Source organism: Sphingomonas hankookensis (assembly GCF_028551275.1).
Lineage (GTDB): Bacteria > Pseudomonadota > Alphaproteobacteria > Sphingomonadales > Sphingomonadaceae > Sphingomonas > Sphingomonas hankookensis_A.
Genome location: NZ_CP117025.1, coordinates 1,194,201 through 1,216,970 on the forward strand (window position 1 = coordinate 1,194,201; position 22,770 = coordinate 1,216,970).

The window sequence follows — 22,770 nt, forward strand, 5'->3', positions numbered from 1 at the left end:
CCGGCGCAGGCCGGGATCCACCGTGCCGCAGACTCAATGGCTTCGGCGATTGCGGAACCTTGGATCCCGGCCTCCACCGGGATGACGGGTGGGGCGGGCGAGGCCCGTCCGTGAGATGGCCTTTGCCGAACTGATCGCCGCGACGCACTTCTCGTTCCTGCGCGGGGCGTCGCCGCCGTGCGACATGGTCGGCCAGGCGAACGAGCTGAAAATGGCCGGGATCGGGATTGCCGACCGCAACACCGTGGCGGGGGTGGTGCAGGCGTTTCTGTCGCTCAAGAAGGCGAATGAGGGGCTGGTCGAGCAGGGATTGCCGCCCAACGACTTCGACCTCGTCGTCGGTGCGCGGCTGGTGTTCGCCGACGGGACGCCGGACATCGTCGCCTATCCAACCGACCGCGCGGCATGGGGGCGGCTGACGCGGTTGCTGAGCGGCGGCAATCTCAAGGCGAAGAAGGGGGAGTGCCACCTCGAATTGAGCGACCTGCTGACATGGCAGGAAGGGTTGCTGCTGATCGTCACCGCGCCGGATGCAGCGTTGCTGACGCGGCTTCGCGATGCCTGTCCGGGGCGGGTATGGCTGGCGGTCGCGATGCCGCGCGGCGGGCGCGATCGGCGGCGGCTGGCGGGGCGGATCGCGCTGGCCGGCAGGATCGGCGTCCCGTTGCTCGCGACCAACGACGCGCTCTATGCGACGCATGAGCAGCGGCCGCTGCACGATGTGCTGACCTGTATCCGCGAGGGCACGACCCTTGCCGCTGCCGGGCGCAAGCTGGCGGCGAATGCCGAGCGGCACTTGAAGGCGCCCGAAGAGATGGCGCGGCTGTTCCGCGATTGCCCCGAAGCGGTCGAGGAAAGCGTGAGGCTGTTGAGGCGGATCGAGTTTCGCCTGACCGACCTGAAGTACGAATATCCGCATGAGCCGGTACCGGCAGGGTGGGAGGCACAGGACTGGCTGGAACATCTGACGATGACCGCCGCGGAGGAGCGCTATGGGCCGGACCTGCCGGTCGGGGTGCGCAAGCGGCTGGATGAAGAGTTCGCGCTGATCCGCAGCCAGAAATATGCGCATTATTTCCTGACGGTCCATGATCTGGTCCGGTTCGCGCGGACCTGCGATCCGCCGATATTGTGCCAGGGGCGCGGGTCGGCGGCCAATTCGATTGTGTGCTTCCTGCTCGGCGTGACCTCGGTCGATCCGAACGAGCATGATCTGCTGTTCTCGCGCTTCGTGTCCGAACAGCGCGGCGAGCCGCCCGATATCGATGTCGATTTCGAACATGAACGGCGCGAGGAGGTGATCCAGTATATCTACCGCCGCTATGGCCGCGAGCGGGCCGGGATCGCCGCGACCGTCATCCATTATCGGCCAAGGAGCGCGGTGGGCGAGGTCGGCAAGGTGCTGGGCCTGACCCGCGACGTAACGCAGCGGCTGGGCAGTACCGTGTGGGGCAGCTTTGCCGGGCAGATGGAGGCGCGGCGCTATACCAGCGCGGGGTTCGACATCGACAATCCCGAGATCGCGCAGCTTCGCTGGCTGGTCGACCAGATCCTCGAATTTCCCCGCCATCTGTCGCAGCATGTCGGCGGGTTCGTGCTGACGCAGGGGCGGCTGGACGAGATGGTGCCGATCCATAACGGCGCGATGGAGGGGAGGACCTTCATCGAATGGGACAAGGACGATATCGACGCACTGGGGTTGATGAAGGTCGATGTGCTGGCGCTCGGCATGCTCACCTGCATCCGCAAGGCGTTCGACCTGCTCCGGCACCACGGGCTGGGCGAGCATGACCTGACCGTCGACCTGAAGGCGGACGACGCGGCGGTGTACGACATGCTGCACAAGGGCGACAGCATCGGCGTGTTCCAGGTCGAGAGCCGGGCGCAGATGAACATGCTGCCGCGGCTGAAGCCCACCTCGCTCTACGACCTGTCGGTGCAGGTGGCGATCGTGCGGCCGGGGCCGATCGAGGGGGATATGGTGCACCCCTATCTGCGGCGGCGATCTGGGCAGGAGGCGATCACCTATCCGTCGCCCAAGCCGCCACATGATCCGGACGAACTGCGCACCCTGCTCGGGCGGACCTTCGGCGTGCCGCTGTTCCAGGAACAGGTGATGAAGCTCGCCATCGTCGCCGCCGACTTCAGTCCGAACGAGGCGAACGAACTGCGCCGGGCGATGGCGACCTTTCGCAATCCGGGAACGATCGAGAATTTCCGGCGGAAGCTGATCGATGGCATGACCGCGCGCGGCTATGAACCCGACTTCGCCGAACGCTGCTTCCGCCAGATCGAGGGGTTCGGCAGCTACGGCTTTCCCGAGAGCCATGCGCTGTCCTTCGCGCGGCTGGTCTATGTGTCGTCGTGGATCAAATGCCATCACCCGGCGGTGTTTGCGTGTGCGCTGCTCAATTCGCAGCCGATGGGGTTTTACGCCCCGGCGCAGATCGTCCGCGATGCGCGCGATCATGGGGTCGCGGTGCTGGGCATCGATGTGAATGTCAGCGACTGGGATAACAAGCTGGAAGGATTAGCCTGTGATCGTCACCCTGCGTTTGATCCAGGGTCCCGCTTTCTTGTCGACGTCGCTGAAGAAGCGGGACCCCGGGTCAAGCCCGGGGTGACGGAGGAGGGGATACCCCTCGCGCTCAGGCTGGGGTTTCGGCAGATGGACGGGTTCCGTCAGCATTGGGCCGAGGCGATCGCCGCCGGGCGGCCCTTTGCCAGCGTCGAGGAACTGGCGCGGCGGGCGCGATTGCCGCAGCGGGCGCTCAGGCTGCTGGCCGATGCCGATGCCTTCCGATCGATCGGGTTCGACCGGCGTGAGGCGTTGTGGGAGGTGCGGCGAACCCCGGATGCCGAGCTGCCGCTGTTCGCCCATGCCAAAGCCGCCGAACTGGGCGCGGAGCCGGACATGACATTGCCCGCGATGCCGGCGGTCGAGCATGTCGTGACCGATTACCAGACGCTGCGGCTGTCGCTGCAGGGGCATCCGATGCAGTTCCTGCGCGGGCGGCTCGACCGGATGGGGGTGACGAGTTGCGCCGGGATCATGGCGGCGAAGGCAGGCGCGCGGGTCACCGCCGCCGGCCTCGTCCTCGTGCGGCAGCGGCCGGGCAAGGGCAATGCGATCTTCGTCACGCTGGAGGACGAGGGCGGCATCACCAATGTCGTGCTGTGGGCGCGATTGTTTGAGGCGTATCGGCGCGAGGTGATGGGCGCGCGGCTGATGCTGGTCGAGGGCGAGGTGCAGCGCAGCCGCGAGGGGATCGTGCACCTGATGGGCGCGCGGGTGTGGGACCGCAGCGACCTGCTCGACACACTGGGCGAGGCGCCGCCGCCGGTGTCGTCGTCGCGGGGGGACGAGGTGGTGCGCCCGGTCGCGTCGCGCCACCCGCGCGACGTGCGGCTGGTGCCGAAGTCGCGCGATTTCCACTGACATCGCCCAGCCGCCCGGCGTAGGACGGTCCTACTTTTTCGTCACCCCGGACTTGATCCGGGGTCCCGCTTCTTCCCCACGGTGGCGAGGAAAGCGGGACCCCGGGTCAAGCCCGGGGTGACGGAGAAAGAGCTGAAGGTCGATCGCTGCCTTGGAGGGCCATGAACGGGTTGCTGCTGTTCGTCGTCGCGATCGGCTATGCCGCGCTGCTGTTCGCGGTGGCGTGGGTCGTGCGGCGGCGGGGGATCGCGCCGGGGCGGCGGCGGGCGGTCTATACGCTGGGGCTGGCGGTCTATTGCAGCAGCTGGACGTTCAATGGCGCGGTCGGCAGCGCGGTGGCCGAGGGGTGGACCTATCTGCCGATCTATCTGGGGCCGGTCCTGCTGTTCGTCTTCGGACGGCGGTTGCTGGTACGGCTGGTGGGGGCGGTGCAGGCCGATGGGGCGACGTCGATCGCCGACTTTATCGGCGGGCGGTTTTCGCGCAGCCGAGGGGTAGCGGCTTTGGTGACGCTGATCGCGCTGACCGGGACCGTGCCCTATGTCGCGTTGCAGCTGCGGTCGGTCGCGACCAGCTATGGCGCCCTGGCCAACCTGGGCGACACGACGCGGCCGATGATCGTGACCGCGATCGTGCTGGCCGCCTTTGCCATCGGCTTCGGGACGCGCGGCGATGCCAAGGAGCGGGCCGATGGCGGGCTGCTGGCGGCGGTCGCGGTGGAGTCGCTCATCAAGCTCGCGGCCTTTGCCGCCGTCGCGCTGTTCGCGTTGTGGCTGGTCGTGGAGGCGGCACCGGCGGAGCGGGCGGCGGGGATGGCGCGGCTGGGCAGCGGCTTTGCCCGGCCACCGGCGGCCGGAGACTTCGCCATTGCGACGTTGCTGGCGATGGCGGCGATGCTGTGCCTGCCGCGCCAGTTCCATGTGACGGTGATCGCCGCGCACGACCGCCACGACCCGGCGCGGGCGCGCTGGCCGTTCGTCGCCTATCTGGTGCTGACCGCGTTGCTGGTCGTGCCGATCACTTGGGGCGCGCTGGTGCAGGGCGGCGCGACGCGGCCCGACCTGCTGGTGATCGCCATGCCGCTGGCCGCCGGAGCGCCGGCGATCGCGCTGCTGGGGTTCGTCGGCGGCTTTTCAGCGGCGACGGCGATGGTGGTGATGGAGACGGTCGCGCTGGCGACGATGGTGTCGAACGACCTGATCGCGCCGCTGTTGCTGCGCCACCCGCGCATGGCCGCAGCGGCGCATGTCGGGCGGACGCTGCTGTGGGTGCGCCGCGCCGTGATCGTCGGGATCATCGGCGTGGCGTTGATGAGCGCACTGCTGATCCCGATGACGCGCGGGCTGGCGACGATCGGGCTGGTCGCCTTTGCGGCGATGGCGCAGTTCGCGCCCGCGCTGCTGCTGGCGGTGGCCGGGGGTGGGCGCGATCCCTTGGCGGCCAAGGCGGGGCTGGCGACGGGCCTTGCCGGATGGACGCTGCTGCTGTTCGTGCCGACGCTGAGCGGAGCGCCGCTGCCGATCCCGGCGATGGCGGGGATGGGGGCGGTCGCAGCGGCGGCGGTGGTGACGCTGGCGGCGAACCTGATCGTCCACGCCGCCGTCGCCCTGTCGCGCGCGCCGCGCCTGCCCTTCGTCCGCGACGACCGGGTGCCGCCGGTGCGCGACCTGTCCGAGCTGACCCAGCTGGTCGCGCGCTTCGTCGGCGAGGAGCGGGCGAGGGCGGAGCTGGGCGAGGGCAGCCATGTCGATGCCCGCGCCGCGCGCCGGGCCGAACGGCTGGTGGCGCAGGTGGTCGGGGTGTCGTCCGCACGGCGGCTGGTGGCGTCCGCACTGTCGGGCGAGGGACTGGGCGCGGACGATGTCGCGCGGATGCTGGACGAGAGCGGGCAGAGCCTGCAATTTTCCAAGGGGCTACTCGCCGCCACACTGGAGCATATCGATCCGGGGGTCAGCGTGGTCGATGCGGAGCTGAACCTGGTCGCGTGGAACCAGCGCTATCTCGACCTGTTCGGGTTCCCGCCCGGCATGATCCGGGTCGGCGCGCCGGTGGCCGATGCGATCGCGTTCAATGCGCTGCGCGGTGATTGCGGCCCCGGAGAGGTCGACGACCATGTCGCGCGGCGGCTGGCGCATATGCGGCGGGGGACGCGGCACAGTTTCGAACGGGTGCGCAGCGACGGGCGGGTGCTGAAGACCGTGGGCGGGCCGATGCCGGGCGGCGGCTATGTCATGTGCTTTTCGGACATCACCGCCGAGGCGCAGGCATTGCGTGCGGTGGAGACGGCGCGGGCCGAGCTGGAGCGGCGGGTCGAGGAGCGGACCCGCGCGCTGTCCGACGCCAATGCCGCGCTGGCGCGGGCGACGGCGGACAAGACCCGGTTCCTGGCCGCCGCCAGCCACGACCTGTTGCAGCCACTCCACGCGGCACGGCTGTTCACGGCCGCGCTGGCGCGGGGGGCGGACGATCGGGCGAAGCCGCTGGCCGAGCGGATCGACCAGTCGATCGCGGCGGCGGACCAGTTGCTGCGGGCGCTGCTCGACATATCGAAGCTGGATGCCGGGGGGATCGTGCCGGTGCCGACGCGCTTCGGGGTCCGGGGCCTGCTGGTCGAGCTGGTCGACAGTTTCGCCGATCAGGCGCGGGCAAAGGGGCTGGTGCTGCGGATCGGGCCGGGGGATGCGGTGGTCGAAACCGACCGGGTGCTGCTGCGCTCGATCGTCCAGAATCTGCTGGGCAATGCCGTGCGCTATACCGCGCGGGGCGGGGTGATGATCGGGGTGCGTCGGCGGGGTGGCGTGGCGCGGATCGAGGTGGTCGACAGCGGACCCGGCATTGCCGAGGCCGACCGGGCGCGGGTGTTTCGCGAGTTCGAGCGGCTGGCGACGGCCGAGGATGCCGGGCTGGGGCTGGGCCTTGCCATCGTCGCGCGGACGGCGGCGTTGCTGGGGGCGGAGGTCGACCTGAACAGCCGGGTCGGGCGGGGAGCCGCTTGCGGTGACGCTGCCGATGGTCGAGGGCGTGGCGACGGCGGTGCCGGCGCGGGTGGCGGTGCGCGACGTCGGGCCGCTGTCGTGTCTGATCGTCGATGACGATGCCGGGGTCCGGCGCGCGATGGCGGCGCTGGCGGTCAGCCGGGGGCACCGGGTGCGGGTGGCAGCGACGGTCGAGGAGGCGCTGGCCGGGGTGTGCGAGGAGGTGGCGTTCGTCGACCATGATCTGGGCGGCGAGGTCGATGGGCTGGCGCTGATCGGGATGCTGCGCGCGGTCAGGCCGGCGCTGCGCGCGGCGCTGGTGACGGCGGATGCGAGCCGGACGCTGGCGGAGGCGGCTGAGGCGGTGGGCGTGACGGTGTTGCTGAAGCCGTTGGCGGGGGAGGTGTTCGACGCGTGGGTAGCCGCGCCGGGCGAGCAGTAGCGCAGCTACTGCAAGCCACCCGAGGCGCGGCCGGCCGGCGGCGCGGGGAGCGCCGTCCGACGGCACGGGCTTTGCCCGTGTCGGGGCCGTGCCACCAAGCCAAAGTTCACTAAGTTCACACTAACCGCATGTTTGCGAACGCGGGGAAGGAGGCGGTTGATGCCCCAGCCTTCGTTCTGGCGCCAGTTGTTTAAAGGTGCGTGTTGTTGTCTGCCACCAGTCCCCGAAACCCGCGGAAAATCGCCAAAGGTCACTAAGTTCACACTCGTGACGTGTTCGTCGCGGGGCCGGATGGGGCGCGGTGGGGTAGCGAAGCCGACGATGGGAAAGAGCGGGTTCGATACTGGCAGGTTGGTGGCTTGTAGGACAGGGTTTCCTGTGTGGGCGGGGAAGAAGAAGCGGGACCCCGGGTCGAGCCCGGGGTGACGGGGAATAGGGCCTAGCCCGTGACTTCCAGTCCGAGCGCGCGGGCGGCGACGGCGGCTTGCGTGCGGTTGCCGACGTCGAGCTTGCGCAGCACGGCGGTCATGTGGACCTTCACGGTCGTCTCGGCGATGCCGAGGTCGTGGGCGATCTGCTTGTTCAGGCGGCCGGCGAGGACGCCGAGCAGGACGCGAAGCTGCATCGGAGTGAGTGCGGCGACGCGGGCGGCCATGTCGTCTTCGGGTGCGGTGTCGGGGGCCATGCGGTCGCCGGCGAGCGCGGCGGCGATGGCGGCCTCGATCGATTCCAGTGCCGCATCCTTGCCGACGAACCCGACCGCGCCGAACCGGGCAACCTGGGCGAAGGCGGCGGCGCGATCGGCGCCGGAGACGACGAGGATGGGGACGTCGGGGGCTTCGGCATGGAGCAGGGCCACGCCGCTATAGCCGACCGCGCCGGGCATGTTCAGGTCGAGCAGGATCAGCGCGAGCTTGTCGGCGTCGCGAATGGCCTGGACCGCGCGGTCGAGCGAGCCGGCTTCGACGATATGCGCGTCGGGGCGGACTTGCAGGACGGCGAGGGTCAGGGCCTGACGGAACAGCGGGTGGTCGTCGGCGACGAGGATGGTGGTCATCGCGCGTTCTCCAGCGTCACCCCGGGCTTGACCCGGGGTACCGCTTTTTACCGACGGCAGAAGAAGAAGCGGGACCCCGGCTCAAGGCCGGGGTGACGAGAGTGGGCATCACGCCGGCCGGATACGCTCGGCGACCAGCGTGTCGACCACCGACGGATCGGCGAGCGTCGAAGTGTCGCCCAAATTGGACGTGTCGTTCTCGGCGATCTTGCGGAGGATGCGGCGCATGATCTTGCCCGAGCGGGTCTTGGGCAGGCCGGGCGCGAACTGGAGGGCGTCCGGGGTGGCGACCGGGCCGATTTCCTTGCGGACCCATTGCCGCAGTTCGGCGCGCAGGTCGTCGGTCGGTTCGTCGCCCGCGTTCAGGGTCACATAGGCATAGATGCCCTGGCCCTTGATGTCGTGCGGCATGCCGACGACCGCGGCTTCGGCAACTTTCGGGTGGGCGACGAGCGCGCTTTCGACCTCGGCGGTGCCCATGCGGTGGCCGCTGACGTTGATGACGTCATCGACGCGGCCGGTGATCCAGTAATAGCCATCGGCATCGCGGCGCACGCCGTCGCCGGTGAAGTATTTGCCGGGATAGGTGGTGAAATAGGTCTGGAAGAAGCGGTCGTGGTCGCCCCACACCGTCCGCATCTGGCCGGGCCAGCTGTCGGTGATGCACAGATTGCCCTCGGTCGCGCCCTCCAGCTCCTTGCCCTCGGCATCGACGATCATCGGTTGCACGCCGGGCAGCGGCTTCGTCGCGCTGCCGGGCTTCAGGTCGGTGGCATAGGGGAGCGGCGAGATCAGGATGCCGCCGGTTTCGGTCTGCCACCAGGTATCGACGATCGGGCAGCGCCGGTCGCCGACGACGCGGTGATACCAGTCCCATGCCTCCGGGTTGATCGGTTCGCCGACCGAGCCGAGGATGCGCAGCGATTTCCGGCTCGATTTCGTGACCCAGCTGTCGCCCTCGCGCATCAGCGCGCGGATGGCGGTGGGGGCGGTGTAGAAGATGTTGACGCCCAGCCGGTCGATCGTTTCCCAGAACCGGCCATGGTCGGGATAGTTGGGCACGCCGTCGAACATGACCGTCGTCGCGCCGTTCGACAGCGGGCCGTAGACGACATAGCTATGCCCGGTGACCCAGCCGATATCGGCGGTGCACCAGAACACCTCGCCGTCGCGATAGTCGAACACGTCGCGGAAGGTGGTGTGTGCCCACACCAGATAGCCGCCGGTCGTGTGGAGAACGCCCTTGGGCTTGCCGGTCGATCCGCTGGTATAGAGGATGAACAGCGGGTCCTCGGCGTCCATCGGCTCGGCCGGGCAGTCGGGCGAGGCGTCGGCGAGGAGGTCGTGGAGCCAGAAATCGCGGCCCTCGACCATCGGCACGTCGGCACCGCTGCGGCGGATGACGATGACGGTGTCGACGCCGGGGGCGTGGTCGAGCGCCTTGTCGACATTGGCTTTCAGCGGGATGCGCTTGCCGCCGCGACAGCCTTCGTCGGCGGTGATGACCAGCCGGCTGTCGCAATCGACGAGGCGGTTGGCGAGGCTGTCGGGCGAAAAGCCGCCGAACACGATCGAATGGATCGCGCCGATGCGGGTGCAGGCGAGCATCGCGGCGGCGGCTTCGGGCACCATCGGCAGATAGAGGGTGACGCGGTCGCCCTTCTTCACGCCCTTCGATTTCAGCACGTTGGCGAAGCAGCACACTTGGCTGTGGAGTTCGCGATAGGTGACCTTGCGCGTCTCGCCCGGTTCGTCGCCTTCCCAGATGATCGCGGTCTGGTCACCGCGCGTCTCGAGATGGCGGTCGAGGCAGTTGACCGACACGTTGGTCTGGCCATCGGCGAACCAGCGGATGCGGAAATCGGCCTCGTCGAACGAGGTGTCCTTCACCTCGGTATAGGGCCGCGACCAGTCGATGCAGCGGCCGCCCTCGCGCCAATAGGATTCCGGGTCCGCGACCGATGCGGCGTAGCGCGCGTCATATTCGGCCTTGTCCACCTGGGCGACGGCGTCGTGCGGGGCCGCGTGGATCGTCTGGGTCATGTTTCTCTCCTGTGCGCCTGATGTGCGGTCGCGGGTACGCGCGTCAAGCGGTCGGCCCCTACTACCAAGGTCGTACTGGCCGCCATGGCGCGTGCAGATGACACTGGCGCGGCACGAGGTGTGGCGACAGACTGCACCGGACAAGACGAGAGGATGCCGCCATGGCAGAGGCTGTAGCCGTGCCCCACAAGGGCCAGAACGAGAAGCTGGTGATCGCGGCGTCGTCGCTCGGCACCGTGTTCGAATGGTACGACTTCTACCTGTACGGGTTGCTGGCGACGTATATTTCGAAGCAGTTCTTTTCGGGCGTGAACGAGACGACCGGGTTCATCCTGGCGCTGGGCGCATTTGCCGCCGGGTTTGCGGTCAGGCCGTTCGGGGCGCTGGTGTTCGGGCGGATCGGCGATCTGGTCGGGCGCAAGAACACGTTCCTCGTCACGATGGGGATCATGGGCCTGTCGACCTTCGCGGTGGGCCTGTTGCCGAGCTATGCCAGCATCGGGGTGGCCGCACCGGTGATACTGGTATTGCTGCGTATCCTGCAGGGGCTGGCGCTGGGCGGGGAATATGGCGGGGCGGCGACCTATGTCGCGGAACATGCGCCCGATGGGAAGCGGGGGCTGTACACCAGCTTCATCCAGACGACGGCGACGATGGGGCTGTTCGCGGCGCTGCTGGTCGTGATCGGGTTCCGCACCGCGCTGGGCGAAGAGACGTTCGGCGGGTTCGGGTGGCGGCTGCCGTTCCTCGTGTCGATCCTGCTGCTGGGCGTATCGATGTGGATCCGGCTGCAATTGTCGGAAAGCCCCGTGTTCCTAAAGATGAAGGAAGAGGGCAAGACGTCGAAGGCGCCGCTGACCGAGGCGTTCCTGCGCTGGCCGAATTTGAAGGTCGTGCTGATCGCGCTGTTCGGCGCGGCGATGGGGCAGGCGGTGGTGTGGTATACAGGCCAGTTCTACGTCCTGTTCTTCCTCGAAAAGATGATGAAGGTCGATGGCGCGACGGTGAACGTGCTGCTGGCCATCGCGCTGGCGCTGGGGACGCCGTTCTTCGTGTTCTTCGGCTGGTTGTCGGACAGGATCGGGCGGAAATGGATCATCATGGGTGGCTGTGCGATTGCGGCACTCACCTATTTCCCGCTGTTCGGCGCGCTGACCGATGCCGCCAATCCGGCGCTGGCGGCGGCGCAGGTCGCGTCGCCGGTTCGCGTCACCGCGCATGACGCGGATTGTTCGGTCCAGTTCGATCCGATCGGGCGCAACAAGTTCGATGCGAAGAGCTGCGACATCGCCAAATCCTATCTGGCGAAGAACGGCATCAGCTACACCAATGTCGAGGCACCGGCGGGGACGATCGCGAGCGTCGCAGTCGGCGACCGCGTGCTGGTGGCGCCCGATCCGGCGAAGGTGAGCGGACCGGCGCGGGCGGCGGCGATCACCGCCTATCAGGGCGAGGTCGCGTCGGCGCTCAGCGCAGCGGGCTATCCGGCGAAGGCCGATCCGGCGGCGATCAACAAGCCGCTGGTGGTGCTGATCCTGTGGTTCATGGTGATCCTGGTGACCATGGTGTACGGCCCGATCGCGGCGCTGCTGGTCGAACTGTTCCCCAGCCGCATCCGCTATACGTCGATGTCGCTGCCCTATCATATCGGCAATGGCTGGTTCGGCGGGTTCCTGCCGACGACCGCCTTCGCGATGGTCGCGGCGACCGGCGATATCTATTACGGGCTGTGGTATCCGGTGGTGCTGGCGGTGGTGACGCTGGTGCTGGGGGTGCTGTTTTTGCCAGAGACGTTTCGGCGGAATATCCGGGATTAGGTACGACCGTTTGGCAAGATGTACCCCCGCGCAGGCGGGGGTCCAGGGCGGCATACGCGATCGTCGTTTGCCTGGCTCTGGACCCCCGCCTGCGCGGGGGTACGGTTGTGTCTGGGGTTTAGGCAAGGTGCCGATGCGGGTCCGAGCATCGCAAACTTCGTCACCCCGGGCCTGATCCGGGGTCCCGCTTCTCAACCACGGCCGCAGAAGAAGCGGGACCCCGGATCAAGTCCGGGGTGACGGTGGGTAGAGGTTCGCGATCAGCAACATCTTGGCGGGGCGCCGGGGCCGGTGCCGTAGCGCCTTGCCACCCGGTCGCGGTGGAATTCCTTGAGCGTCATGATCGGTTCGCCGGGGTGGTGCGCCGTGCGATGCGCGACGTAGCGGTCGTAATCGGGGACGCCGACCATCAGCCGCGCCCCCTCCGCCAGCTTATGCAGGAAGCGCATCGCCGACCTCCTGCGTGGTGGGGGTGGGGACGGCCTTCGCCTTGCGGATCGCGCCGATGCCATAGGCGAGGATCGACAGCACCACGACGATGAACAGCACGCACAGCGCGGCGTCGATGCGGTCGTTGAGGATGATCCGCTGCATCTCCGCCGCCGATTTGGCGGGGGCGAGGATATCGCCACGCGCCAGCGCTTCGGAAAAGACGTTGGCATGGGCGAGGAAGCCGATCTTGGGATTGGCGTCGAACAGCTTCTGCCACCCCGCCGTCAGCGTGCAGATCAGCAGCCATGCGGTCGGGACCATCGTCACCCAGGCATAGCGGTCGCGCTTCATCTTGAAGAGGAGGACGGTCGACAGGATCAGCGCGATGGCGGCGAGCATCTGGTTCGAGATGCCGAACAGCGGCCACAGCGTGTTGATCCCGCCCAGCGGATCAGTGACGCCGCTGTAGAGGAAATAGCCCCAAGCGGCGACGGCGAGCGCGGTGCCGATCAGGTTGGGGCCGAGCTTCTGCGTCTCCTTCATTGCCGGAATGAAGCTGCCGAGCAGGTCCTGGATCATGAAGCGGGCGACGCGGGTGCCGGCATCGACGGTGGTCAGGATGAACAGCGCCTCGAACAGGATGGCGAAGTGATACCAGAAGGCCATCATCGCCTGTCCGCCGATCACTTGGCTCAGGATGTGGGCCATGCCGACCGCGAGAGTGGGGGCACCGCCGGCGCGCGACAGGATGCTGCTCTCGCCGACGTCGCGGGCGAGCTGGTCGAGCATGTCGGGGGTGACGACGAAGCCCCAGTTGGCGATGGCGCTGGCTGCCGATTGCGCGGTGGTGCCGATCAGCGCGGGCGGGGCGTTCATCGCGAAGTAGACGGCCGGATCGAGCACGCAGGCGGCGATCAGCGCCATGATCGCGACGAAGCTTTCGGTCAGCATCGCGCCATAGCCGATGAAGCGCAGGTCGGCCTCGCTCGCCACCATCTTGGGCGTGGTGCCGCTGGCGATCAGCGCGTGGAAGCCGGAGACGGCGCCGCAGGCGATGGTGATGAACAGGAACGGGAACAGCTTGCCCGAAAAGGCCGGGCCGGTGCCGTCGATGAAGCGGGTGACAGCGGGCATCTCCAGGTCGGGGCGGACATAGAGGATGCCGAGCGCGAGGCCGGCGATCACCCCGATCTTGAGGAAGGTCGAGAGATAATCGCGCGGGGCCAGCAGCAGCCAGACGGGTGCTACCGAGGCGACGAAGCCGTATGCCATCAGGATCAGCGCCAGCGCCGGGCCGGAATAGGTGAACATCGGCGCGAAGACCGGCGAATGCGCCACCGGCTCGCCGCCGACGATCGCCGCCATCAGCAGGACGAAGCCGATCACCGACATTTCGGCGATCTTGCCGGGCCGCAGGAAGCGGCCATAGAGGCCCATCAGCACCGCGATCGGGATGGTCGCGAAGACGGTGAAGGTGCCCCAGGGACTGCCGGTCAGCGCCTTGACCACCACCAGCGCCAGCACCGCCAGCAGGATGATCATGATCATCAGCACGCCGACCAGCGCGATGGTGCCGGGGATCAGCCCCATTTCGCTGCGGATCATGTCGCCCAGCGACCGCGCGTCGCGGCGGGTGGAGAAATAGAGGATCAGGAAATCCTGCACGGCGCCTGCGAACACGACCCCGGCGAGCAGCCAGAGCGTGCCGGGGAGGTAGCCCATCTGCGCGGCGAGCACCGGGCCGACCAGCGGGCCGGCGCCGGCGATGGCGGCGAAATGGTGGCCGAACAGCACGCCCTTATGGGTCGGGACATAATCGAGCCCGTCGTCGCGGCGCACCGCCGGGGTCGGGCGGGAGGGATCGACGCGCAGCACGCGCGACGCGATGAACAGGCCGTAGAAGCGATAGGCGATGGCGTAGACGCAGAGTGCTGCGACCACGATCCACAGCGCGTTGACCGGTTCGCCGCGCATCAGCGCGATCCAGCCGAGCGCGATGGCGCCGACGATCGCCACGGCGGCCCAGCCGATCCGTTCGCGCGCGGTGGTCGGTGCGATCGGTGTGGTTGCGGTTGCCATCGGCGTCTCCCCTGTTTGGGATACTATTGGCGGAAGGGGGCGGGGGATGCCAAGGGTTTCGTCACACTTGGTTCACCCGTTTGCTTCGAGCGCAGGTTCGAGCTTGTCGAGAACCGAAGTCGAGAAGGGGGTGCCCCAAGCGACCGAGTTCTCGACGGACGCTTCTCGACAAGCTCGAAGCTGCTCGAACCGAACGGGTATGGAGAGGACTATGCCGAAACCACCCAACCGCTCTTTCCTGCTCGTCTGCCTCGGCAATATCTGCCGCTCGCCACTTGCCGAGGCGGCGCTGCGCGATGCGGCGGCGCGGGCGGGGGTGGCGATCACCGTCGATTCCGCCGGGACCGGGGCGTGGCATGTCGGGAACCCGCCCGATCCGCGGTCGCAGGCGGTCGCGCGGGCGCATGGCATCGATATTTCGGGCTATCGCGCGCGGCAGGTGACGGCGGCGGATTATCGGCGGTTCACCGATATCCTCGCGCTCGACGGCGATAATCTGGCGGAGCTGCGGCGGCGCGCGCCGAGGGATGCGACCGCGCGGATCGGCCTGCTGATGGATGCGGTGCCGGGGCGGACAGGGCAGGCGGTGGCCGATCCCTATTATGGCGATGCCGCCGGGTTCGAAGTGACATGGGCCGATGTGTCGGCGGCGGCGGAGGCGATCATGGCGGGGTTGCGGTAAGGCCGTCGCGTGACGTTTGCGGAGCGCGCGATCAAGGCTTCGCATTTCAGCCTGATCGCGCGCACTTTCGCGGCGACACCTGTCACCTGGCCGTACACGTCACCCCAGCGAAGGCTGGGGTCTTTCAGTAACCGCGCGGGACAGGAGCCGCGAGAGGCCCCAGCCTGCGCTGGGTGACGTGCGTGGTCGGGGGGCGGAGTTCAGGTCGGTCAGGTCGGACCAGCCCCCGAAAACGTACTACCCCCCGAACGAACGACCCCCACCCCAGCCGCCGCTGGAGCGCGCGCTCACCCGGCCGCCGAAGCCGCCGCGCGAGACGACCGAGCTGCGCGTCTGGATGCGCTGGGTCGTGACCGGGGTCGTGATCGCCTTGCTGCCGACATTGTAGCGATAGCCGTTGTTCGGGCTGAGATAGGCGCCCGAGCCGGTGTACCAGCCGCCGTCGCGGTCGCGGCGGTCGCGGTAGAGGCCGCCATAGGTGTAGCGCGACGAATTGTTGTTGAGGAGCTGCCCGATCAGGAAGCCGGTGAGCAGCGGCGTGAAGAAGCTCTGTCCGCCTTCGCTGCGGCGCTGGCACTGGGCGGCGCCGAACTGTTCCTCGCACAATTGCTGGCTGTCGAAGCGCGGCGCGGCCTTGCCGTCCTCGTTGAACGCCTTTTGCTGGGCGGCGACGCAGGTGTCGCGGTCGAACTGGCCGCTGTCGACGCATTGCTGCACCGTCTGGAACGCCGCGACCTCGGTCGGGGGGCCGAAGCGGGCCTGTTCGTTATTGTCGTCGCAGCCCGACAGCATCGCGACCGCGCCGACGGCGGTCAGGCCGGCAGCGACCGAGCGTTTGCGGCGGGGGGGCAGGGTGGTCATGGACAGGCCCTTCAATAGGTCATCGACGCGGCGTTGAGCAGCCCGACGCCGATCGAGGTCGCCGCGCTGTAGATCGCGCTGGCGACGTTGCCGCCTTCGATCCGCGCCGCCATGTCGCGCACGATCACGCGGCGGATGATGAAGGCGGCGACGATCTGGATCACGCCCGCCAGCAGCGCCCAGGCGGTGAATTCGACGACGCTGATCGTGACGCTGAGCGCCGAGGCGAGGGGGAGCGCAAAGCCGATGATCGCGCCGCCCAGCGCCACCGCCGCCGCGACGTTGTTCGCGGAGATCAGCGCGCGTTCGTCATAGGGGGTCGAGACCTGATACAGCCATTTGAAGACGGTCAGGAACAGGCAGGCAAGGCCGAAGGCGACGATGAAATGCACCGCCCCGTTCATGAAATAGGCAATATCGAACATCCCGTTCCCCTTCAGGCGTTGAATTCGGCAGGCAGCAGCGGCAGCCCGACCATGATTTCGTGCGTCAGGTCGCCGCCCTCGGGCTGCATCGCCAGCGCGAGCAGCAGTTCCTGTCCTTCGGGCGGGACCTCGCGGGCATAGAGCATGCAGGTCTGCTTGATATGGCGGACCGGGCGGGCGGTGCGTTCCTCATACACCGCTTCCCAGAGTTCGACCGGCGGCTGTACGCGGTCGTCGTCGGGGTACCAGAAACGGTCGAAGCGGGCGAGGCCGGGTTCATCCCACACCGGCTGCGACAGGCGGCCCCGGAACGCGCCGGTATCGGCCCAGTCGGTCGGATAGGTCGACGACCAGGGGCGGAACAGCGTGAAGTCGTCGGCGTCCGACCCGTCGGCGCGCTGGCTGACCGCCTGCAACATCAGTTCGTCATCGGTGTAGAACCGATGGACATGGCTGCCATCATCCAGCCGGATCAGCCCCTGCGCGGTGATTTCCAGCGTGTCGCGCTCGAGGGTGAAGGCCGCACCGGTCAGCCGCCGCCAGGCCAGCACGTCCAACCGCACCTGCCGCCCGATGGTGATGTTGCGGACCACCGCCACGGCGGGGGTTTCGTCCTTGGGAGCGCCGCCGAACAGGCTGCCGAAAATCATGCCGCGATCCTTGTGCGCGCGATGTAGAACAGCCGGTCGCCGGCCGCGACCTGACCGTCGGGGTCGAATACCGGCGAATTCTGTCCTGCGCCACAGCTGGCGACCAAAATTCCGCCCCTTGCGCGCAGATCGCGGGCGGCTTCGTCGAAGCTGCCGGCGGTGCGCGCGGTGGTGGCATAGAGCGTGCCGCCATCGTCGGTATGGCTGGCGAGCTGGGCGATCAGGCGGCTGGAGCCGGGGTCGCTCAGTGCCTTTACGACCAGTTCGACGGTCGGGGTCAGCACGACCTCCACCTGCGGGCAATGCGCGGCGAGCAGCCCGGCGGTGTCGGCATCGCGCAGGAAGCAGACGACATGACCGGTTTCGTTGAGCGCGGTGACCGCCAGCGTCGCCGCCAGCGTGTCCGGGTCGGACGGGCCGTAGACGATGACCCGCTCGGCGGTAGCGACTCCGGCGCGGCGCAGGTCGGCGGGGGCGGTGAGCGAGGGGACGCGCACGAAGCGGTGGGTCGCGGCGTCGACCGCCAATTCCTGCGTCGCGACCAGCACCAGTTCGTGACCCTGCCCGTCGGCGACGATCTCCGCGATCATGCGGGGCGTGCGGTCGGGGTCGTAGCCGACGAGGACGATATGACCACGCATCGCCTTATAGTCCCCCAACCCCAGACGCCGCCGACGCCAGCGCGCCGACACCCCGGCAAAGGCACGCGCGATCGACACGGTGAACAAAGCGATCGCGCCGGGCATGACGAACAGCGCGGTGACCACCCGCCCGGCATCCGATTTCGGCGACAGGTCGCCGTAACCGACCGTCGAGGCGGTCGTCGCATACCAGTAGAGATAGGCCGAAGGGCGCAGCAGGTCGGTTTCGCCGGCGAAGGACAGCAACTCCCACGAGATCGTCATGTGCAGCACCAGCAGCGCGAGCAGCACCCCGCGATGCAGTTCGCTGGCCGCGAGATAGAGCCGGCGAAGATAAGCGCCCAGACTGAATGGCTTCATTCCTCGACTGCCCCCGCACCTTGCTTTTTGGTCGCGCCTTATGCTTGGGGTGTCAAGCGCGGCCAACACACCGGGCCGGCGTTTCGGAGGGATGAATGGACGAAGCACCCCGTAGCTGGACGACCAGTGGCCTTGCCGAGGCCCTGCGCGGCGCCGAGTTTGCCGACGAACTGAGCGTCGAGCGGATCGAGCAGGCCGAACCGGTGCTCAAACTGACCATGCATCATTTCGGTGACCTCGCCATCTTCGCCTCGGTCGCGGGTGGGCAGATCATCGTGTCGACGCTGTTGTGGCCGGTCGACGAACAGGCGGACCAGCACGCGTTCAACCGGTTCCTGCTAAAGACGCAGAAGCTGGTGCCGCTGTCGAATTTCGCCATCGCCGAAGTCGGCGGACGCGAATATTATGAACTGGTGGGTGAGCTGTCGGTCGAATCGTCGCTGCGTACCGTGCTGATCGAACTGCGCGTGCTGGCGCAGAATGCGATCGAGGCGGCGTCCGAGCTGCGCACCGAATTTGCCGCGTAACGGAGTTTAGTCGATGTCGATGTGGAAGAATCTGGTCGCGCTGGTCCGCGGCACCGCGCATGAAACCGGCCAGTCGATCGTCGATGCCAAGGCGCTGACGATCCTCGACCAGCAGATCCGCGACGCCGGATCGCTGCAGGCGAAGGCGCGCGACGATCTGGCGACGCTGACCGCCAAGCGGCGGATGATGGAAAAGGAGCTGGAGGCGCTGACGTCGCAGCGCGACAAGTATGAATCGTCGGCCCGCGCGGCGATGGCGCGCGGCGACATGGACCTGGCGCGCGAAGTCGCCCAGCGTCTCGCCACGATCGAGCAGGAACAGTCGACCAAGACGCCGCAGATCGCCGACATGCGCGCGGCCGAGGACAAGATCCGCGGCATCATCAAGACCGGCGACAGCAAGATCGACGCGCTGCGCCGCGAGGTCGACGTCGTCCGCGCGAACGAGAGCGTGCAGAAGGCGCAGGCCTCGGTCGCCAGCAGTTATGGCGGGGCGACGGCGTCGCTGGGGTCGGCGGCGGACAGCCTGGCGCGGTTGAAGGAACGCCAGGCGATCCGCGAGGAGAAGTTCAAGGCGCAGGCCGAGCTGGAGGACATGCGCACCGGCGCCGACCTCGATGCGAAGCTGCAGGCGGCGGGGCTGCTGCCCGGCCATAGCAGCGCCGACGACATCCTCGCGCGCCTGTCGCAGCCCAAGGACGCCGCGCCGCGCCTGTCGGACGGCACGCGCGACGGCGGGACGATCGGGCGCGATTGATGGAACGCCGCACGGTCGCCCCCCGTCCCGACTGGCGGGCGACCGCCGAGCGGATGGGATTCACCTTCCACCATCAGGACGGGCAGAAATATTGGGAGGAGGAGGCGTGGTACGCCTTCTCGCTCGACGAGGTGGAGCAGGGGATCGAAGGCCCCAGCGCCGAACTCCATGCGCTGTGCCGCGATCTGGTGGACGAGGTGGTCGGCAGCGACGCGCTGATGCACCGCCTCGCCATTCCCGACGATATGCGCGACGTGGTGGCGGCGTCATGGAAGGCACATGCGCCGTCGCTCTACGGGCGGTTCGATTTCGCGTTTGACGGTTCCGGTCCGGCCAAGCTGCTGGAATATAACGCCGACACCCCGACCAGCATCTTCGAAACCGCGCTGTTCCAGTGGCAATGGCTGGAGGATCGCATCGCCGACGGCACGCTGCCGGCCGGCGCCGACCAGTATAACCGGCTGCACGATGCGCTGGTCGAGCGCTTCGGCGCGCTGTTCACGCGCGGCAGCACGGTGCATTTCGCGTCGGTCGACGATCATGTCGAGGATCGCCAGACGGTCCGCTATCTGGAGGATGTCGCGCGGCAGGCGGGGCTGGACCCGGCGTTCGTCGCGATCGACCGGATCGGCGTCGACGGCGACGGCGCGTTCGTCGATGGCGACGACGTGCTGATCGCGGCGCTGTTCAAGCTGTATCCGTGGGAGGATATGCTGCGCGAGCCGTACGCCAAGCAACTGGCGGCGACGAAGACGCTGTTCTTGGAGCCTGCGTGGAAGGCGTTGCTGTCGAACAAGGGGATTTTGCCGCTGTTGTGGCAGCGGCATAAGGGGCACCCGAACCTGCTGCCCGCCGCCTTTGCCGATGATGCGGCGGCGCTGGCGGAGATTGGCGATGCCTATGTGCGCAAGCCGATCTTTTCGCGCGAGGGCTGGGATATCGAACTGGTCGATGGCAGCACCACCGCGCGCGGGCCGGATGGCGGCTATGGCGAGGAGGGGCATGTCGTGCAGGCGCTGGCGCGGTTGCCGGTGTTCGATGGCAATCATGCGGTGGTCGGATCGTGGATCGTCGGCGACGAGGCGGTCGCGCTGTCGGTGCGCGAGGATGACGGGCCGATCACGCGCGATCTGGCGCGGTTCGTGCCGCATGCGATTGTTTGAGGGGGGCGGTTCTCTCACACGCTCCGTCGTTCCGGCATGGTGGGTCGCGGGTTCGCTCTCCGCAAACGCTCCGTCATTCCGGCGTAGGCCGGAATCCATGGATGTGCCACGTAGCGTTTTTGTCGATGCCGCCCGACACAATGGATCCCGGCCTCCGCCGGGATGACGATGGGGGCGCGGCGGTGCGTCACCCACTCCGTCGTTCCCGCGGAGGCGGGCACCCATTGCCGCTGACGATCATGATGGAGCCGCAGCGTTGCGTGTATGGATTCCCGCCTTCGCGGGAATGACGATCAGGGTGCGGGAATGACGATTAAGACAGGAGTGCCCGCAACGCGGCCTCCAACGCCACCACATTCCCCACGATCCGCAGCCTTTTCACCCGGCTAGGTTGCCCCGCAACCAAAGTCACCGATCCTCGCCCGACCCGCAGCTGCTTCGCGACGAAGCGCACCACCTCGTCATTCGCTGCGCCGTCGACCGGCGGGGCGGCCACCCGCAGGCCGAGCGCGGTCGTGTCGCCTTCCAGCGCCACGACGCCGGTGACCGCCGTCTTCGACGCCTTCGGCGTGGCGCGGATCGTCAGCGTGGCGCCGTTGGTGTCGAGGGTGAAGGGATCGCGCATCGCCCAACCCTTGCCGTCGCGGCGGCCGAGGATGCAAGTCGCTTGGCACAAAGCGGCGCGCGGCGCATTCACCCGTCATGGCATCCTCACCCGTAACGACCGCGACCGCGACGCATAGCTCGCCGTTGTCGATCCCGATCTTTCGCGCCATCTGGATCGCGTCGATGGCATCGAACTTCGGCGGGCTGATCCAGTCGGTCGGCGCGTCGTGGATGATGACGTCGCTGGCCGCGTCGCCGCAGATGATCGCGCTGGTCCAGGCATCGACCACGCTGCCGATCATGCTGCTGTCGCTCTGGGCCGGGGCGGTCGCCGACAATCTCGACCGGCGGCGCGTGATGCTGGCCGCGCAGAGCTTCATGCTGACCGTGTCGGTCGCCCTGGCAGTCTGCGCGTGGCTGGGGTGGCTGTCCCCATGGCTGCTGCTGTCGTTCACCTTTCTGATCGGGTGCGGCACGGCGATCAACGGGCCGGCGTGGCAGGCATCGGTCGGCGACATGGTGCCGCGCAGCGTCCTGCCCAGCGCGGTCGCTCTCAATTCGATGGGCTTCAACATCGCGCGCAGCGTGGGCCCGGCGTTAGGCGGGGCGATCGTCGCGGCGGCGGGGGCGGCAGCGGCGTTCCTGACCAATGCGCTCAGCTATATCGGGCTGATCGCGGTGCTGGCGCGGTGGAAGCCGGACTATGCGCCGCGCCTGCTGCCGCGCGAGACGCTGGGCCTCGCGATGGCGGCGGGGGTTCGCTACGTCCGCATGTCGCCGTCGCTGCGCACGGTGCTGATGCGCGCCGCCCTGTTCGGCATCGCCGCCAGCGCGGTGCCGGCGATGATGCCGCTGGTCGCGCGCGATCTGGTGACCGGCGGGCCGTTGACCTATGGCGCGCTGCTCGGCGGGTTCGGGGCGGGTGCGGTGCTGGGCGCGCTGGGCAGCGTGCGGTTGCGGCGGCGCTGGAGCCCGGAGCGGCTGGTGCGGGTCGCGGCCACCGTGCTGGCAAGCGGCGGGGCGATCGTGGCGATCAGCCCGTGGTTGCCGCTGACGCTGGTCGCGCTGGTGCTGGCCGGGGCGGGGTGGGTGTCGGCGCTCAGCACCTTCAACGTATCGGTCCAGATGGCGGCGCCGCGCTGGGTCGTGGCGCGGGCACTGGCGCTGTACCAGATGTCGGCGTTCGGCGGGATGACCATCGGCAGCTGGCTGTTCGGATCGCTCGCCGAACGGTCGGGCGTGCAGGAGGCGTTGCTGGCGGCGGCCGCGGTGCAGATGCTGAGCGTCGTCGCCGGGTTCAGGCTGCCGTTGCGCGATATCGAGACCGCCAATCTCGCCCCGCGCGGCTGGGAGACGCCGGATACCGAGGTGCCGGTGGAGGCGCGCTCCGGCCCGGTGGTGGTCACGATCGACTATCGCATCGCGCAGGAGGATGTGATGACCTTCCTGAGCGTGATGAACGAACGGCGGCGCATCCGGCGGCGCGACGGGGCGCATCACTGGGCGTTGCTGCGCGACCTGAACGATCCCGAGCTGTGGATCGAACGCTATCATGTGTCGACCTGGCTCGACTATATCCGCCACAACCAGCGCCGGACCGAGGCGGACCGGGCGAACAGCGAGGCGCTGCTGGCGCTGCACCGGGGCGACGGTCCGCCACGCGTGCACCGCATGATCGAGCGCCAGACCGGATCGCTGCCGATCAGCCGTCTGTCCACCCCGCGCGAGATGGCCGATCCGCTGACCGATCCGACCCGGTCGAACTGATATTGAACACTGTTATTTTTTTGATAGCTTGACGCGGACGGTTCGAG

Annotated in this window: 18 protein-coding genes; 9 read left to right on the forward strand and 9 right to left on the reverse strand. The window is 68.2% G+C overall.

The window, feature by feature from the left end; genetic code table 11:
- Nucleotides 1–115 precede the first annotated feature (115 nt).
- From PPZ50_RS05760 to PPZ50_RS05770, 3 genes are all read left to right on the forward strand, one after another.
- Complete coding sequence (locus PPZ50_RS05760; RefSeq protein ID WP_272815735.1) at nucleotides 116–3,439, forward strand: error-prone DNA polymerase; 3,324 nt, start codon at nucleotides 116–118, stop codon at nucleotides 3,437–3,439.
- A 161-nt stretch (nucleotides 3,440–3,600) separates the two neighbouring features.
- The gene (locus PPZ50_RS05765; protein WP_272815736.1) at nucleotides 3,601–6,531 is read left to right on the forward strand and encodes a PAS-domain containing protein; all 2,931 of its coding nucleotides are present in this window, start codon (nucleotides 3,601–3,603) and stop codon (nucleotides 6,529–6,531) included.
- A complete protein-coding gene (locus tag PPZ50_RS05770; RefSeq protein ID WP_272815737.1) occupies nucleotides 6,437–6,856 on the forward strand; it encodes a response regulator in 420 nt (139 codons plus the stop codon). The genes PPZ50_RS05765 and PPZ50_RS05770 overlap by 95 nt, the downstream gene beginning before the upstream one ends.
- A 439-nt stretch (nucleotides 6,857–7,295) precedes the next feature.
- Here the strand turns inward: PPZ50_RS05770 and PPZ50_RS05775 are convergent, their stop codons facing one another.
- Nucleotides 7,296–7,913 carry a response regulator gene (locus tag PPZ50_RS05775; protein WP_066688263.1) on the reverse strand — a complete coding sequence of 206 codons (618 nt, stop codon included), beginning with the start codon at nucleotides 7,911–7,913 and terminating at the stop codon, nucleotides 7,296–7,298.
- A 108-nt stretch (nucleotides 7,914–8,021) separates the two neighbouring features.
- Nucleotides 8,022–9,956, reverse strand: coding sequence for an acetate--CoA ligase (gene acs, locus PPZ50_RS05780; RefSeq protein ID WP_066688265.1), 1,935 nt, complete (start codon nucleotides 9,954–9,956; stop codon nucleotides 8,022–8,024).
- 161 nt (nucleotides 9,957–10,117) lie between these two features.
- Here acs and PPZ50_RS05785 point away from each other — a divergent pair, with 161 nt between their 5' ends.
- Nucleotides 10,118–11,773: an MFS transporter gene (locus PPZ50_RS05785; RefSeq protein WP_066688267.1), complete on the forward strand. Its 1,656-nt coding sequence runs from the start codon at nucleotides 10,118–10,120 to the stop codon at nucleotides 11,771–11,773.
- A gap of 260 nt (nucleotides 11,774–12,033) precedes the next feature.
- Here the strand turns inward: PPZ50_RS05785 and PPZ50_RS05790 are convergent, their stop codons facing one another.
- Together PPZ50_RS05790 and PPZ50_RS05795 are read right to left on the reverse strand one after the other, a co-directional pair.
- Entirely contained in the window at nucleotides 12,034–12,222 is a 189-nt protein-coding gene (locus tag PPZ50_RS05790; RefSeq protein ID WP_066688269.1) for a YbdD/YjiX family protein, read from the reverse strand.
- Nucleotides 12,206–14,284 (reverse strand): carbon starvation CstA family protein, encoded by a 2,079-nt coding sequence (locus PPZ50_RS05795; RefSeq protein WP_066688271.1) that lies wholly within the window; start codon nucleotides 14,282–14,284, stop codon nucleotides 12,206–12,208. The genes PPZ50_RS05790 and PPZ50_RS05795 overlap by 17 nt, the downstream gene beginning before the upstream one ends.
- A 211-nt stretch (nucleotides 14,285–14,495) precedes the next feature.
- Between PPZ50_RS05795 and PPZ50_RS05800 the strand changes: the two genes are divergently transcribed.
- Nucleotides 14,496–14,966 carry a low molecular weight protein-tyrosine-phosphatase gene (locus tag PPZ50_RS05800; protein WP_066688275.1) on the forward strand — a complete coding sequence of 157 codons (471 nt, stop codon included), beginning with the start codon at nucleotides 14,496–14,498 and terminating at the stop codon, nucleotides 14,964–14,966.
- Between the two features lie 237 nt (nucleotides 14,967–15,203).
- On the opposite strand, the gene PPZ50_RS05805 is transcribed toward PPZ50_RS05800, so the two are convergent.
- From PPZ50_RS05805 to PPZ50_RS05820, 4 genes are read right to left on the reverse strand one after another with little or no spacing between them, the layout of a single operon-like run.
- A complete protein-coding gene (locus PPZ50_RS05805; RefSeq protein ID WP_066688277.1) occupies nucleotides 15,204–15,827 on the reverse strand; it encodes a DUF1190 domain-containing protein in 624 nt (207 codons plus the stop codon).
- 11 nt (nucleotides 15,828–15,838) lie between these two features.
- Nucleotides 15,839–16,252, reverse strand: coding sequence for a DUF350 domain-containing protein (locus PPZ50_RS05810; RefSeq protein ID WP_066688279.1), 414 nt, complete (start codon nucleotides 16,250–16,252; stop codon nucleotides 15,839–15,841).
- Nucleotides 16,253–16,263: 11 nt separating this feature from the next.
- The gene (locus tag PPZ50_RS05815) at nucleotides 16,264–16,902 is read right to left on the reverse strand and encodes a DUF2491 family protein (RefSeq protein ID WP_198158485.1); all 639 of its coding nucleotides are present in this window, start codon (nucleotides 16,900–16,902) and stop codon (nucleotides 16,264–16,266) included.
- Nucleotides 16,899–17,903 carry a potassium channel protein gene (locus PPZ50_RS05820; RefSeq protein ID WP_066688285.1) on the reverse strand — a complete coding sequence of 335 codons (1,005 nt, stop codon included), beginning with the start codon at nucleotides 17,901–17,903 and terminating at the stop codon, nucleotides 16,899–16,901. The genes PPZ50_RS05815 and PPZ50_RS05820 overlap by 4 nt, the downstream gene beginning before the upstream one ends.
- A 95-nt stretch (nucleotides 17,904–17,998) precedes the next feature.
- Here PPZ50_RS05820 and PPZ50_RS05825 point away from each other — a divergent pair, with 95 nt between their 5' ends.
- From PPZ50_RS05825 to PPZ50_RS05835, 3 genes are read left to right on the forward strand one after another with little or no spacing between them, the layout of a single operon-like run.
- The gene (locus tag PPZ50_RS05825) at nucleotides 17,999–18,430 is read left to right on the forward strand and encodes a YjfI family protein (protein WP_066688287.1); all 432 of its coding nucleotides are present in this window, start codon (nucleotides 17,999–18,001) and stop codon (nucleotides 18,428–18,430) included.
- 13 nt (nucleotides 18,431–18,443) lie between these two features.
- On the forward strand, nucleotides 18,444–19,187 hold the full coding sequence (locus tag PPZ50_RS05830; RefSeq protein WP_066688289.1) for a PspA/IM30 family protein: 744 nt from the start codon (nucleotides 18,444–18,446) through the stop codon (nucleotides 19,185–19,187).
- A complete protein-coding gene (locus tag PPZ50_RS05835) occupies nucleotides 19,187–20,350 on the forward strand; it encodes a glutathionylspermidine synthase family protein (protein WP_066688290.1) in 1,164 nt (387 codons plus the stop codon). Before PPZ50_RS05830 ends, PPZ50_RS05835 begins: the two co-directional genes overlap by 1 nt.
- A gap of 313 nt (nucleotides 20,351–20,663) precedes the next feature.
- Here PPZ50_RS05835 and PPZ50_RS05840 read toward each other — a convergent pair whose 3' ends face one another.
- Nucleotides 20,664–20,975, reverse strand: a complete 312-nt coding sequence (locus PPZ50_RS05840) for a DUF167 domain-containing protein (protein ID WP_126014198.1) — start codon at nucleotides 20,973–20,975, stop codon at nucleotides 20,664–20,666.
- 77 nt (nucleotides 20,976–21,052) lie between these two features.
- On the opposite strand from PPZ50_RS05840, the gene PPZ50_RS05845 reads away from it, so the two are divergent.
- Complete coding sequence (locus PPZ50_RS05845) at nucleotides 21,053–22,723, forward strand: MFS transporter (protein WP_066688293.1); 1,671 nt, start codon at nucleotides 21,053–21,055, stop codon at nucleotides 22,721–22,723.
- Nucleotides 22,724–22,770 lie beyond the last annotated feature (47 nt).